Here is a 12,913-nt window from a genome sequence, read left to right as displayed (position 1 = left end):
CTCGCCGTAGGCGTGAGGTGACTGTGCAATTTGCCACCAGGGTTTCGCCGGAAATTTTGGATCTCATTTTGGACCTTGCTGACCTTTCGGGTGCGACGCAACGATCCGTCGTTGAGGCCGCAATTCAGGAGTACGCAAAAAGAAAGCTTTCTAGATAGCTATCTAGAAAGCCAACCTTGGACGTACTTTGGATGACGATCACATGCTTGGGATGACTTGGGGTCTGAGGAAGAGCAGTACGGAACTTCACGCCAAGAGTTCCAACCCTGGCCAGCGGGCCAGGCCACCGTTGCTGCTGTTGAACATCGACTCCCTGCCCAGGGATGTGATCCCCGTTGCCGAAGACACGTAGCCGGTCTTGGTACTGGGCCAGGGATTGGCGCTAAAGGATGGGACGGCAGTGCCACGCAACGATCGCTCACTGCGGAGGGCATGGCCTACTGCTTGGGTTTGGGCTTGTCCTGCTGTTCCGGGTGGTTCGCGGGGAGCGCTGCGTCCCAGTAACGGGTTGCCTGCTCGGTGAGAACCGCCAAGCGTCCGCGCAGTTCCGCGACCTCCTCACGTGCCCGGCCCGTTTCGGCCTGAGCGGCCTTCACCGCATCCTGCGCCGAGGCACGTTCGGACGTCTCCGCCTCGCGCAGGGAGCGGATCTCCGCCTCCAGCGCCGCAATCCGGGCTTCAGCCGCATCGGCCCGCCCGGCTTCTTCTTGGACGCGGTGGGCCTCGGCGTCGACCAGGGCACCGGCTTCCACTGCCTCCGCCCGCGCCGCCTCCAGGGCCGCCTGGGCGGCCTCGAGCTGTGCGGTGTGCCGGGCGTCGGCCTCGGCCACCGCCACGGCCCACAGCCGGATGAACGCCTGCTGTGCCGCCTCGGTGACCGCGACCACCGGGTGTGAACGTTGCGTGCGCCATGCCTCCACGGCGGAGCGGGCGGTTTCCATGGAGACCCCGGCGCGTGAACGCACCGCGGTGACCGTCACCTTGAGATTTTCGGACTCCATCGCGTTGATTGCTGTCGCCGCACGGTCCATGGGGGATTCGACCACCATCACCACATCCTATGTAGTAAGAATATTACTACTATTATTACTACTAATTGGTTATCTGTCTATCCCGGCGCCGGCCTTGGCCCGCCGTTGCGGTGCCTGGTATCGCGCCGAGCTTGCCCACGCGCCGGACCGCCTCGGCATTGGCATCGTGGTCGCCGGCACTTCGGCAGGGGGCGGGAAGGCCGCGCTGTCAGCGGGAGCCCCGAAGCCGTTGTGGAAGACGGCCGTGGCGTGGAGGATGGCCCCATGGGCATGGAAGAACTCTCGCGGGCCCGGGAGCAAGAGCTTCACGGGCTGCGCCTTGAACTCAAACGGCAGATCGCCTCCACACCTCCGGGCACACCCCATCATGCTGCCCTGATGCAGCAACTCGAGGCCCTGGACCTGGACAACGACGCAGCCCAGATGCGCTGGTTCAGGGACCTCACACGAGAGCACCCACTGCACGAATCCTGAGGAATCCTGTACAGCAACCAACGAGCGTGGCCATGCTCGGCGCGGGACCTGACTTTCATGGAGGTAGCGGCAACCGATGGCGCCAAACCCTCCTGCCGCCAATTGTCCAGACACTGTCTGGACAATTGACGACAGAGCATCGGCGACTGGAACTAGGGTTGAATCATGACCCAGCTCGAACCCGACCTTCCCAGCGACTACGCCGCAACACTCACCACCCTGAAAGGTCTCGTACGGGAAGCCCAACACCGCGCCCAGCGCGTCGTGAACACCGCCATGATCGAGCTGTACTGGAACATCGGCCACACCATCCTCCAGCGGCAGCGTCACCAGCCGTGGGGGAGCAACGTCTTGGAGAGGATTGCCCGGGACCTGCGCGCGGAATTCCCGCACATGAAGGGATTCTCCCGGACCAATATGTACAACATGCGCGCCTTCGCCGCGGCCTGGAGCGGCGAGGAACAAATTGTCCAGACACCGTCTGGACAATTGAGTTGGAGCCACAATGTCGCGCTGCTGAACAAGGTGGATGACCACGAACTGCGTCGCTGGTATGCTTCCCGGGCCGTTCAGCATGGGTGGTCGGTGGCCGTCTTGGAACACCAAATCCGCTCGTCCCTCCACACCCGCACCGGTGCGGCCCCGAATAACCTCGAGGCACGGTTGCCGGGTGAAGGCACTGACCTGGCGCGGGAGGTTGCCAAGGACCCCCTGGTGCTGGACTTCCTGGGCCTCACCGAAGATGCCCAAGAACACGCCCTGGAAGAGGCCATGACGCTGTGTGTAACCTCGTAACATCGTGGACACCAGATCTCGTCACTTCGTGGGCAGGTAGTCTCAAGGCTTCGAAAGCTTCCTCTATACACGGATTTTCATTTTCAAAATTTGTTTGCATACGTGCCTGCACAAACCCGCATTCCATTCCACAGTCTTATGCACCAGCGATGCGTATCTCCTGCTGTTCTGATGAGTGGGTCGTTGGTTTTGTACTGCCTTTGTGGGCCTAGACCTTAGTGAGGGCCAGGAATTTAGTCGCAACAATTTTCGCGGACGATGAGAGATCCGCGCTTAGAAGGATCTCCCCAATTCGTACGACCGAATTGATCGTTGGTACGCCTACCCCCGCCATGCGAGCGAGCTCGGCCATTGGCGCGAAAGTGGACCGTAGCTCGTGTGCCAAGAAGCGGTGGCCGAAGCTTGAGGGTAGTTTGATGCTCTGGTAGGAGGGAAAGGCATTGATTTTTTCTCGCATTGTCTTGCCCGGCATGCCTTCGGGGCCGCTGCTTCTGTCCATAAGTTCGCCGAGAGGAAGAAGCATGAAACCTAGGGCCGTGCCCAGGCGGAGCCGTTCTGCATCCAGGTCATCGATGAGCCTGCAGACGCTGTCGCCGAATCCCTCGACATAGAATCTGACATCTGCGCCTCGTTCGACGCTCATTGCGTTGAAGATCATTGGAGGAAGGTGGACCAAGGCGTTCACGCTGGATAGGGCGACGCTGAAGCCATTGCCAATCAACACCTGGGGAAGGGTTGTTTGGGCCAGGCCCAGCACATGCGAAGGGGTTCCTTTAGCTAGGAAACCGGCTATGACGCTTTGCTTCTCAGATTTTACTGCCGATGCGTTTCCTCCTACGAGGAAGCCTCCTACGTGGAGAATTCTGGAAGAATCGAAGTGCAGGCCTTTGGCCGCCTCTGTGGCATGAACGGCTGCCGAAATGCCACCGCCGATGATGACGAGCAGATCCGGTGTTTTCGATTCAAGGATGCTGCTGATTCCGGCCTGTACATCCTCGCCTTCGGCGAAGACCACGCCGACATTGGGCCCGGAGGCTTCCAATTCTTCCAACCTGCGGAGTGTGACCGTGCGCTGGTGCCCGAAATAGCTGAAATTGTTGGTCCCGGGGGAGAGCGTGGGTGCCAAGAGGCAGACGTTATGGCCTCGTGCTGCCCACAGTAGCGCTGTCGCTGCTGCATTGGCCTCATCTGATCTGATCAGGATATTCGCCATGCTTACTCTTTTCTTTTCTATGCGAACAGACCCAAGTCCCTGGCAGGCTGTTGCGGAGCGTGGTGGTCGGCACCGGGAAGGGCCCGGTGGGGTGGATGCGCTTCCAGTTCCCACCGGGCAAAAGCTATGCCTCGTTAGGTTGTTGCGAACCTCGACAGGCTGAAGGTGTTGAGCGACTGATGACGATTCCCGGTGAGTACTTCCTCTGCGACGGCACCGGCGAGATGAGCCGACAGTGTTACCCCGCTGTGGGTGGCCACGGCGTAAATCGACTTGTTTTCGGTGACCCAGTCGGCAATGGTTAGTCCGTCTTCAGGGAGCACGCGGATACCCAGACTCACATTTTCGGTGGCCGTGTCCTTCAGGACGGGATAGAGCTCGCGGGCGCGCTCGAGGAGGAGGGCTGGCACCGTCCAGATCCTGGGGTCTCCAAGGTCCCATTTGCCACCGGTGGGGTGGTCGGCAAAGGTGATTCCGCCGTTGCGCGCGGGCCTCATGGCTATGCCTGATGCGCGTACCAGGTGGCGGATGCCGGAGTTGATGGGACCGGTGGTGCTGATGATCCCTATTCCCGTGTTCTCTGTTCCGGCTTGGACACCGTGGACTGCGGGATCGAGCGTTGGAAAATCCATGCCTCCCGCGGCAAGAATGCGCTTGCTGCCGTTGCCGGCGGCAAGGATCACTACATCCCCATCGTGGTGTCGAGTCGATCCGTCTTTGGTGATCGTGGTTACGCGGGTTGCCTGGATATCGGTCACGGTCTCGTAGGGAGCAAAAGTAGTCCCGGCTTCGATGGCCCGGCCGATGAGGGTCATGCACATGGTTTGCACATCTATCCATCCTTCCTTTGGATAGAGTGCGCCACCGGCCAGGCGGTCCAGGGAGAGTGCAGGCTCGCTTTCCCGAACTTTGTCCGGAGTCAGCAGTTGCGCCTCATAGCCATTTGCAATCAGCTTCTCGACCTTGCGCTCAATGGCGAGCATCTCGTCATCGGTTTGGGCAATCTGCACCGTGCCGATCTGGTGGAACCATCTGTCTCCGCCGTGGTCGGCTGCCCGGGCAGCGCGCTCGTGGGCTTGGAGTCCGAGCAGATTGAGGTCTGCATACTCCACCGGTGTCTTGTTGTTCGAATTAACCCAGGCGAAGGTGGCAGCGCTGGTGCCGGCGCCCGCCTCGGCTGCGTCTATCACGGTCACGGCCGCCCCGCGGCGGCTAAGCTCGTCCGCGAGACTGCAGCCGATGATTCCGGCACCGATGACAATTACTTTTTGCTTCACTGCTGATCAAGCCCTTTCAGGGTTTAGAGGGTTCCAACCGAGGCAAAGAACTTCTTCGCCCTTTCCGTTGTGGGGTTGTGCAAAATCTCCGACGGAGCGCCACGTTCGATGATTCGGCCAGCGTCCATCATGACGACTTCATCGGCCACATCTTCGGCAAACCGCATTTCGTGGGTGACGATGATCATCGTTGCCCCGCGTTCCGCGAGGGCCCGCATGACTCCCAGCACCTCGCTCACCAATTCGGGATCCAATGCACTCGTTGGTTCGTCAAAGAGCAGAACCTTCGGTTCCATGGCCAGCGCCCGAGCGATGGCCACGCGCTGTTGCTGCCCACCCGAGAGCTGGTTCGGATAATGATCTTTTCTTCCGATCAGGCCTACCTGTTCAAGGACGCGCAGTCCGGTGGCGCGAGCAGCCGCTTTGTCCGCCCGGCCCGTGAGAACGGGGGGAACAGTAACGTTTTCCAGCGCGGTGTAGTTGGGAAAGAGGTTGAAGTGCTGGAACACCATCCCGAAGTTAAGGGTTTGTCGACGCGCCACGGCTTTCGATACAGGTACTCTGTGCCCGTTGCGGACTTCGTGGCCAATCATCTCGCCTTCGAAGAAGATGGCGCCGCCATCGATCTCCTCCATCATGTTGACGGTGCGGAGCAGCGTGCTTTTTCCTGAGCCCGAGGGCCCGACGATGCAGGTGACAGAGCCGGCGGTGATGTCCAGGCTCACATCGTCCACCGCCCGTAGCTCGCCGAAGTGCTTGCTGACGCCAACGAGTTGGAGCATCGGGGCCTCAGCTGTCGTTTGGTCTGTCATTTCTCTCCCTTGCCGAGTCCGGCTTTCAATGCTTTGGGGCGACCGAGGTTCTTTCGGGCAAAGCCTCGGCCGAACCGCTTTTCCAGTTTCGATTGCCCGACCATGGCGATGCTTGTGAGGACCAGGTACCAGATGACCGCGACCATCAAGAGTGGGATGGTCTCGAAATTCCTGGCATAGATGGTCTGCACGGTGGTCAGCAGCTCGGCGTAGCCGATGACTGAAACGAGCGAGGTGCTCTTGAAGATGGTGATGACCTCGTTCGCCATCGAGGGCGTGATGACTCGAATGAGTTGGGGTCCGAGAATTTTTTGGTACGCCCTGAACGGTGGTATTCCCAACGACTTGCACGCCTCAAACTGGCCGGAGTGCAGGGCCATGACACCGCCGCGGAAGATCTCCGCCGAGTACGCACCGAGGTAGATGGCCAGGCCGATGACCGCGGCGCTGAAACGTGAAATGACATCGTTGGTGGGTACTTCCGCAATGCTGGGACCGAACGGAATGCCGATGCTTAGCGTCGGAACAAGCGCTCCGAAGAAGAACACCACCAGCAGCATGACCAGTGGAGGCATGGCCCGCATAATCCAGATGTAGCCCAGCGCAAACGTCCGAAGAACCACCAGGTTCGACATGCGGCACCAAGCCGTGATCACCCCCAGAATGAGCCCCAAAACGGTAGTGAGGACGGTCAGGTAGATGGTGTTCAGCAGCCCATTCATGACCACCTGGCTGAATAGGTAGGAGAAGACCACATCCCATCGCCAGTTCTCGTTGAATCCGAAGAACTGGATCAGCACCAGGATCATATATGCGGCGAAGGCATAACTGACCCACTGCGCAATCCCGACCCTGGGCCTGATCTGCAGGGAAGCCAATTCTTGGGCTTTCCCTCTTGTGAAGGGGGGATTCTTCCATTGTGTTTGTGGAGTGGACATGGCCTATTTCCCGAGTTTGATATCACTGTTGATGTTCATGCTTGGGATTCCGAAGCCTTCCAGGGCCCACTTCTCAAGCAAGGCGTCGTAGGTCCCGTCTTCCACCAGCTTGAGTAGTGCGGCCTGAAGGGCGTCACGGAGTTCTGGGTCCTCCTTGTTGATGCCGATCCCAAGCACGCTTTTTTGCTCGGTGTAAATGATCTTGAAGAGGCCAGGATCCTTCTTGACGTTGTAAAGCATCTGCGGGAGGTCTCCCCAGAACGCGTCCGCTTTGCCGCTCTTCACTGACAAGATCCCGGGCCCAGCACCCTGGTAGCCATTGATTTGGAGTGCTGGCTGGCCCTTTGCGGCGCAGTCCTCGACTGCTTTCTCCAGGTTTCCCTGCTGCGAGGTTCCACGGGAGTACCCGACGTTCAACCCGCATAGCTGGTCGAGCGTCAATTCGTCCTGTTCCAGGTCCGAGGATGCGAGAACCGCTGTTCCATTCTTGAGGTAGTCGATGAAGTCGATATTCTTCTGCCGTTCGACGAAGTCCGCTACCGACGCGATGGCGTCATAGCGTTTGGCTTCCAGGCCCGGAACCATGGCATCAAATGTTCCTTCCTGAAACTTGACCTCTGTGCCAAGGACCCTGGCAGCTGCCCGAAGCAGTTCCGGGTTCAGGCCCGTGATCTCACCGTCGCTGTCAATGAACTTGATGGGGGCCACGTCGGCGTTTATGGATGCAGTGAAGCCACCCTGATCACTGATCTCTTTCGGCAACATGGCGGCGATGGTGTCGTCCTTCTGCACGGACGCGACGATGTCACCGCTTCCGGCTTGCTGGCCTCCATCGTCGTCTGTGGGGTTTGCGCATCCACTGAGTCCAATCAGGCCCACCATCGCGGTTAGGGCAAAGATTGCTACTTTCTTCACTGGGTTGTCTCCTGAACATATGAGTTTCCATGGGCTCTGGGGTCGAATGACCTAAGAGTGTCTAGCCGTTTTGGTCGGTGTACTCGACGTAGAACTCGAGTGCGTCGGGACGAAGGTAGTAGGCCGCGGATTCCGCGATCTGGCCGTTGGGTTGCCACATGAAGCGGCGCCGCCTGAGCACTGCCACTCCGGGTTCGATACCAAGCAGGTCGGCCTTGCCTTGGTCCAGCAGGATTGGATCGAAGTACATCCTCGACGATGCGATCGGCACACCGGTCTGGGTGAAGTGTGCACGAATGGACACGGTTTCAAGCTGCTCATCGAGCAGTCTTGGCGCCAGCCCGAAGGGAATCGCGGCGACTTCGACAACGATTGGGGTGTCGTCCAGATCGTGCCGAACGCGAATCAGCTGGATGACCGGGGCATCGTTGTCAATGCCGGGAACTTCGACTTCGGCCTTCCCCGCGGTCAACACCTCAGCCGATACCGTGACCAAGCGACCCGGAAGGTTGGCGCTTCCCAGCCTTGGGTCTACCGAGCGAAGCAGGTTCACTTGGCGAGCCCCCTCTGCAACATGCGTGCCTAATCGCTTTTGCCTGATAACCAAGCCTGCGCTGGCAAGGTCATTCAAGACCCGCTGGGCAACGGAGCGGCTAATGCCGTGCTCTGCCTGCAATTCGGCCTCGGTGGGCATTTTGGCGCCGGGGGGCAACTCACCTGACTGGATCTGCGCTTCTAACCCGGACCTAATGGTCAGGTACATCGGAGTGTTCATGAATTGACCGTACATTGAAGGTAATGACCGGTCAATAGTTTTCGGGAACTATTTGTAACCTGTATCACTCATGGTTTTTGTGGTTGTCGATGCAAGTCCTACTGGGGCATTCGATGCTAAGACCCGCTTTCCTGCCCGAGCGGGGAGTGAACGCGGACCTCATGTCTCGGGCAGGGGAGAGCAGGCGGCGCAATGGTGACGAGGACCAAAGGGGTTTTGCGGTGTGCAAATAGCTTGAACCTAAATCGTCTCAACAAAGGATCCTTTATTGCGATCACATACGGTGCCGAGCATCATCAGTTGGATGGACGTCCATTGCCGTGCCGTCGGGGATGCGGTTGATCTCAACAACGTGTCTGGCTCGTCTTCGTCTCAGGAACCCCAGTCCGGAACCATGTATGGGAACACTACGGACCGCGGACCTCAAGTCCTCCGGAGCAGGGGAGCGCTGATGACTGACCAGTGCTCCGTGTTGATCTGCGCTATGTAGATCTGTCCCATGAGGGCCCTGCAGCTTGGACACACGAAGGCGCTGTATTCTCCTCCCGCGCCTTGGCTATGCCTGGTTTCGATCTGCGCCTTGGTGGCAGCAGCCCCGGACCGGGTAATCCAGGTGTTCACCGCCTGGTGGACATCTGGGTGGTTTTCGTACCGCTTCTGGCCTACTTCGGCTTTCACGGAGACCCGTGGCGCCGATGAGTATTGCTCGCCGGGACGGAGACTGCGCGCTTCCCACACCATCATCTGCTGCCGGCATTTCCAGCAATCCGTCAATGTCGCCCAGACAAAGGGGCCCGATTCGGTATGGACGGTGTATGGCCCAAAGGCCTTCTCCGGAGCCACACTGCCCCGGTTCGTTCTCTCGACAGCTTCCTTGGCCTTTACAAGGCGCTCGGCGTCGGCGCGCTGCTCTGCGATCCACCGCTTGCGTTCTTTGTCCATCCTGTCTTGCTGTTCCTGCGGTGATCCAGGGTTTCCCTGCGGGCCATTGACCAACAGGCCCGCAACGAAGTCACCCAGGGTGCCCTGCGACAGGGCGAGATTGTGCGTGATCTCCAAGTTGAGGAGATCCGCATGGTTTTCTGGGATTTCCGATTCCTTGCCGAATCCCGTGACCACGGTCGGTATCCGCACGGGGCTGTATTCAAGGTTGCGAGGCACCAGCCACACCGGGAAGGCCCCGCTGTCGAAGTATCTCTGGGTCCGGCGGACATAGTTCGCCGGTGTCTGGGATGAGAGCTGCACTTCGAAGGCGACACGGTGGTGTCTGTCGTCGGATATCGCCAGCACGTCGATGATCCACTCGCGGGTGGGGTGTGGATATTCGATGACGGCATGCCAGCCGGGCACCGCGTCTATCCCTTGGGCCAGGGCTTCCTTCATGGCCAGGTGTTGCGCCGATTCCCCGCCGTGGTCAACAGCGCAGTCCATTCCCTGGTGATGGGCAAAGAATCTGGTGTCCGGTCCCCGGGTTTTTGCGACAGCCCGGATATTGCACCCGGGAAGCACAAGCCGCTTCCGGTCTTCCGATGCCTGCAGCGCTGCCCACGATTCGGGCGTGCGCGCAGTGGCATCTATTCGTTCCCCGTCAAGCATCGCAACCAGCAGCATCTGCGCCCCCATGGCAGTGTTCGGGATGCCCCATGAACCCCGATGGACAGATTCAACCACAGAACCCACTGCTTTGGCCGCTGTTGCTAACAAGTTCCATGCATCCCGGGTCTCTAGTGTCCGCTTGGGGTATGCCTCAGCCGACGTCACGCGCCGAGTGAAAAACGTCTGGTTGGGATCACGACTTCGTTTTTATTGACGCTTTTCTTGCATGCTCTTGGAAGCTAATCGGACATGTTCACGTTGACGAAATCTGAGGTGGCCCGGTTTTCATGCCTCTCGTAATACGACGGCATGATTCGCAGGACGGTTCACTTTGACGCGAACGGGGCGTCATTCCAATGTGGGGGGCTACCGACGGAGTAAATGTCTCAGCAGGACGTGGCTCTTCTCAGGCGCATGGTTGACCATGAGGGGCCTTTGTCGGTTCTTTTGTTCCTTCAACATAGTGCCTCTAACTTAAAGGACGGCTTGCGCCACGGGTACCCCCCTACCGGGTAGCGGGAGGTCTCAGATAACTGACTGTCATGTGTTCGATCTCTGAGGATTGAATTACCATTTGTTGCCCTTCTGCCACTCGTTCAGCCTTTTTTGCTGCCGCGCTGCGGACGAGGATGCTGCCTGAGAGGACAAGAGAGCGCTCATCGGTGTCCTCGGGTGTGGTGTTGTAGCTAGCTACTTCGCCTTGGATCCATGTGCCTGTCTTCAATTGCAAGCTAGCCACAACTATGGCTGGCCCCATGGCTTCAAACGTCTTCGTCCAGCCTGAACGGTCGCGGTCAATCAAAGGCTTTCCCCCGATGTTGCGAAGCCACGTTTGTACCCGTGATGTCCCTAAGATGAAGCCAAGCAGAGTCGCCAAGCAAAGGAAGAAGATAAGGGCGAGGAAATATCCCACTGGATCTGCATAGAAGATGACATCGGATCTCGACAGGAACCCAGCAAAGTAGGGACGCAGAGCAGGAAAAGGAAACGTTGCAACAGCCAAAAATACAAGTGGCACTAGCAGGCAGATCGCACTTGAAACGACCACCGCCGAGGTTTCCCTGAATGCCGAGCGGCGACGAGTGGCTCGATGCTTTTCGCTTTGAAATAGATAAGCGATGCCTGGCATTAGGAAGAAAATGTATATGGCTGCGGCGAGTGGTTCTGTAGGCATGGGTTCGCGCTCTGGCTTTCAATAGTAGAGACTTGGAGCGTTGGTTGAAGCACCGAAGAGAGGACATAATGTGAGTGAAAATAAGGATAGATCGAACGGTCCAGGGCAGATCAAAGAAGGCCAGAAACCTACCAAATATCCCGTGTCGCCACAGTTTGTGGAAAGACCGCCTCAGCCGCCTAAGAAGTAGAGCCCGAGGTGGGCAGGATCGTAGATATGAGTAGGGATGGGTTAGCGCATACGAGGTTAATGCTCAGGTACATGACATGCCAACATACCGCGTTGGTTCCGGACTGAATCTACGGGATGCCCACGTGAGATACGTTATTGTCAGATAATGACTGCAGACATCAAGCCGGAATATCCATCAGAAGAGCGGCGTCAGTATCTGGATTTTATTCAGTCTGCGATTGCTCGTATGTCGTCGGCGTCAGCAGTGGCAAAGGGTTGGGCATTAACCGTCGCAGTTGCTACCTACGGGTATGCCGGGACGAAACATTCGGTGACGGTTGCTTTGCTGGGAGTTTTCGCTTTACTAATGTTCGCCACAGTTGACGCGCGGTACTTGCGCGAGGAGCGCAAGTACCGCCTCTTGTTTGACGCCGCGCGTAAGGGGGAAGTTGACGTCTACGAGATGAACGCTACTGAGTACTGCCATACTCTCACTTCTGCTCAATGCGATCCGATATCTTGGTCTCGGGTGGTCTGGTCGTGGTCGGTCCGGGATTACTACGGCCTTATTCTGCTCGCAGGCGTGGCAATTCTGCTGTGGTTGCGTTGCGCTTTTTAAGTTGCTTGCAAGCGGTACGCAGATTTTCCCAAGCTTTATCTTTTTGCTGTTCGGAGTAATTGCTTTCGGGCGGCCAGATACGACCTATCCGGTCGTTCTCCCACCTCGGCACAATATGCACATGCAAGTGCATCACGGACTGGCTCGCTGCGACGCCGTTGGACTGGATGATGTTCAGTCCGTCAGGGTTTAGACTCCGTCGGATCGCGTTGGCAATTCCTAGAGTCCCTACGCTCAAGCGTTGTGCTAGGTGTTCGTTGAGGTCCCAGATATCAGCGACGTGTGGTCGAGGGATAATCATGGTGTGTCCGAGTACAGCGGGCTCGGTAGGAAAAAACGCCACTATGTCGTCATCCCGATACACTTCACGCGCATCAGGATCTTCCCGCGCAACGATCTCGCAGAAGGGACACTCTTCCCCTTCGCTGCTGGGGTCAATCATGACCTTTTGTAGGCCCCATCAACCCATGTTGCAATGTTCGCAGTGATGCTTGCATGGACTTCCTTGCTCGTAGCTCCTGCGGGATTGTATAGGGGAATGTAGTCGGCGAGGCTGCCACCATTTGCGAAGGTGATTTTAGAAAATGGATTTGATCCGGCGCAGGCGGTCTTGCCATTGGCATCTGCCAACCCGTGAACTTGAACTCCGACGATCGGCTTCTTATCGTTCCAAGCTTTCCGAATCTCGAAATCTACCCACGGTCGCGAGGCTGTTTCTGATCCGACGAGCACTACAACCGCCTTCTTGTAGGACATCTGCTCAGAGATCCAATTTTCGATGGCTTTGTCACCTTGGCGCTTGACCGTTTCCCATGCTTGGGCGTTCAGAATGGGCTGACCTTCGAGCGCGCCCATATTGATGATCTGTTGGACCCGCCAAGAGTCTAGGTCGTAATGAAAGCTGTAGAACACGGACTTAGCCATCGATGCACCTTTCGAATATGTGCCCTGGTCAGCACAAATCGATCATACTAGTCGCTTCCGACACCTTTCGAGGGGTCTCCATTGAAGATACCCATCGGTCGGCCTCTCGGGGACGGAAAATAGGCACTGTTGTGCCGGAGTAGGCACGTATATGGGGGCCGCGATCACACTGCCCGTTCATGATATATACGGCGCTATG

14 protein-coding genes are annotated in these 12,913 nt (G+C 58.0%); 3 read left to right on the top strand and 11 right to left on the bottom strand.

Going from position 1 to position 12,913, the window contains the following annotated elements:
* Window positions 1–437 precede the first annotated feature (437 nt).
* Entirely contained in the window at window positions 438–1,049 is a 612-nt protein-coding gene (locus ABD687_RS11525) for a DNA-binding protein (RefSeq protein WP_310291067.1), read from the bottom strand.
* 246 nt (window positions 1,050–1,295) lie between these two features.
* On the opposite strand from ABD687_RS11525, the gene ABD687_RS11520 reads away from it, so the two are divergent.
* Together ABD687_RS11520 and ABD687_RS11515 are read left to right on the top strand one after the other, a co-directional pair.
* Entirely contained in the window at window positions 1,296–1,505 is a 210-nt protein-coding gene (locus tag ABD687_RS11520) for a hypothetical protein (RefSeq protein ID WP_310291069.1), read from the top strand.
* A 165-nt stretch (window positions 1,506–1,670) separates the two neighbouring features.
* Window positions 1,671–2,300: a DUF1016 N-terminal domain-containing protein gene (locus ABD687_RS11515; RefSeq protein WP_310291072.1), complete on the top strand. Its 630-nt coding sequence runs from the start codon at window positions 1,671–1,673 to the stop codon at window positions 2,298–2,300.
* A 208-nt stretch (window positions 2,301–2,508) separates the two neighbouring features.
* On the opposite strand, the gene ABD687_RS11510 is transcribed toward ABD687_RS11515, so the two are convergent.
* The 8 genes from ABD687_RS11510 to ABD687_RS11475 form a co-directional block, all read right to left on the bottom strand.
* Window positions 2,509–3,513 carry an NAD/NADP octopine/nopaline dehydrogenase family protein gene (locus ABD687_RS11510; protein WP_310291074.1) on the bottom strand — a complete coding sequence of 335 codons (1,005 nt, stop codon included), beginning with the start codon at window positions 3,511–3,513 and terminating at the stop codon, window positions 2,509–2,511.
* Window positions 3,514–3,647: 134 nt separating this feature from the next.
* Window positions 3,648–4,790, bottom strand: a complete 1,143-nt coding sequence (locus ABD687_RS11505; RefSeq protein ID WP_310291076.1) for an NAD(P)/FAD-dependent oxidoreductase — start codon at window positions 4,788–4,790, stop codon at window positions 3,648–3,650.
* Between the two features lie 23 nt (window positions 4,791–4,813).
* Window positions 4,814–5,602 (bottom strand): amino acid ABC transporter ATP-binding protein, encoded by a 789-nt coding sequence (locus tag ABD687_RS11500; protein WP_344760990.1) that lies wholly within the window; start codon window positions 5,600–5,602, stop codon window positions 4,814–4,816.
* Complete coding sequence (locus ABD687_RS11495) at window positions 5,599–6,480, bottom strand: amino acid ABC transporter permease (RefSeq protein ID WP_310291080.1); 882 nt, start codon at window positions 6,478–6,480, stop codon at window positions 5,599–5,601. The genes ABD687_RS11500 and ABD687_RS11495 overlap by 4 nt, the downstream gene beginning before the upstream one ends.
* A gap of 63 nt (window positions 6,481–6,543) precedes the next feature.
* Window positions 6,544–7,455, bottom strand: coding sequence for an ABC transporter substrate-binding protein (locus ABD687_RS11490; protein WP_310291082.1), 912 nt, complete (start codon window positions 7,453–7,455; stop codon window positions 6,544–6,546).
* Between the two features lie 61 nt (window positions 7,456–7,516).
* A complete protein-coding gene (locus ABD687_RS11485) occupies window positions 7,517–8,218 on the bottom strand; it encodes a GntR family transcriptional regulator (protein WP_310291084.1) in 702 nt (233 codons plus the stop codon).
* A gap of 435 nt (window positions 8,219–8,653) precedes the next feature.
* Window positions 8,654–9,841, bottom strand: a complete 1,188-nt coding sequence (locus tag ABD687_RS11480) for a competence protein CoiA (protein WP_310291086.1) — start codon at window positions 9,839–9,841, stop codon at window positions 8,654–8,656.
* Window positions 9,842–10,331: 490 nt separating this feature from the next.
* Entirely contained in the window at window positions 10,332–11,000 is a 669-nt protein-coding gene (locus ABD687_RS11475) for a DUF6338 family protein (RefSeq protein ID WP_310291088.1), read from the bottom strand.
* Between the two features lie 337 nt (window positions 11,001–11,337).
* On the opposite strand from ABD687_RS11475, the gene ABD687_RS11470 reads away from it, so the two are divergent.
* The gene (locus ABD687_RS11470; protein ID WP_310291091.1) at window positions 11,338–11,790 is read left to right on the top strand and encodes a hypothetical protein; all 453 of its coding nucleotides are present in this window, start codon (window positions 11,338–11,340) and stop codon (window positions 11,788–11,790) included.
* Here the strand turns inward: ABD687_RS11470 and ABD687_RS11465 are convergent.
* Window positions 11,738–12,232: an HIT family protein gene (locus ABD687_RS11465; RefSeq protein WP_310291093.1), complete on the bottom strand. Its 495-nt coding sequence runs from the start codon at window positions 12,230–12,232 to the stop codon at window positions 11,738–11,740. The two genes, ABD687_RS11470 and ABD687_RS11465, sit on opposite strands and share 53 nt — an antisense overlap.
* Window positions 12,229–12,714, bottom strand: coding sequence for a TIR domain-containing protein (locus tag ABD687_RS11460; protein ID WP_310291095.1), 486 nt, complete (start codon window positions 12,712–12,714; stop codon window positions 12,229–12,231). The genes ABD687_RS11465 and ABD687_RS11460 overlap by 4 nt, the downstream gene beginning before the upstream one ends.
* Window positions 12,715–12,913: the final 199 nt, after the last annotated feature.

This window comes from Paeniglutamicibacter sulfureus (genome assembly GCF_039535115.1).
Taxonomy (GTDB): Bacteria; Actinomycetota; Actinomycetes; order Actinomycetales; family Micrococcaceae; genus Paeniglutamicibacter; species Paeniglutamicibacter sulfureus.
This window is presented reverse-complemented; position numbering and strand designations above follow the sequence as displayed.

Bases quoted from the DNA above. Each gene is read 5' to 3' on its own strand.
- ABD687_RS11515 (WP_310291072.1), top strand. From the start codon at position 1,671: ATGACCCAGCTCGAACCCGACCTTCCCAGCGACTACGCCGCAACACTC.
- ABD687_RS11525 (WP_310291067.1), bottom strand. From the start codon at position 1,049: ATGGTGGTCGAATCCCCCATGGACCGTGCGGCGACAGCAATCAACGCG.
- ABD687_RS11500 (WP_344760990.1), bottom strand. From the start codon at position 5,602: ATGACAGACCAAACGACAGCTGAGGCCCCGATGCTCCAACTCGTTGGC.
- ABD687_RS11465 (WP_310291093.1), bottom strand. From the start codon at position 12,232: ATGATTGACCCCAGCAGCGAAGGGGAAGAGTGTCCCTTCTGCGAGATC.
- ABD687_RS11480 (WP_310291086.1), bottom strand. From the start codon at position 9,841: ATGCTGCTGGTTGCGATGCTTGACGGGGAACGAATAGATGCCACTGCG.
- ABD687_RS11475 (WP_310291088.1), bottom strand. From the start codon at position 11,000: ATGCCTACAGAACCACTCGCCGCAGCCATATACATTTTCTTCCTAATG.
- ABD687_RS11485 (WP_310291084.1), bottom strand. From the start codon at position 8,218: ATGTACCTGACCATTAGGTCCGGGTTAGAAGCGCAGATCCAGTCAGGT.
- ABD687_RS11520 (WP_310291069.1), top strand. From the start codon at position 1,296: ATGGGCATGGAAGAACTCTCGCGGGCCCGGGAGCAAGAGCTTCACGGG.
- ABD687_RS11460 (WP_310291095.1), bottom strand. From the start codon at position 12,714: ATGGCTAAGTCCGTGTTCTACAGCTTTCATTACGACCTAGACTCTTGG.
- ABD687_RS11510 (WP_310291074.1), bottom strand. From the start codon at position 3,513: ATGGCGAATATCCTGATCAGATCAGATGAGGCCAATGCAGCAGCGACA.
- ABD687_RS11470 (WP_310291091.1), top strand. From the start codon at position 11,338: ATGACTGCAGACATCAAGCCGGAATATCCATCAGAAGAGCGGCGTCAG.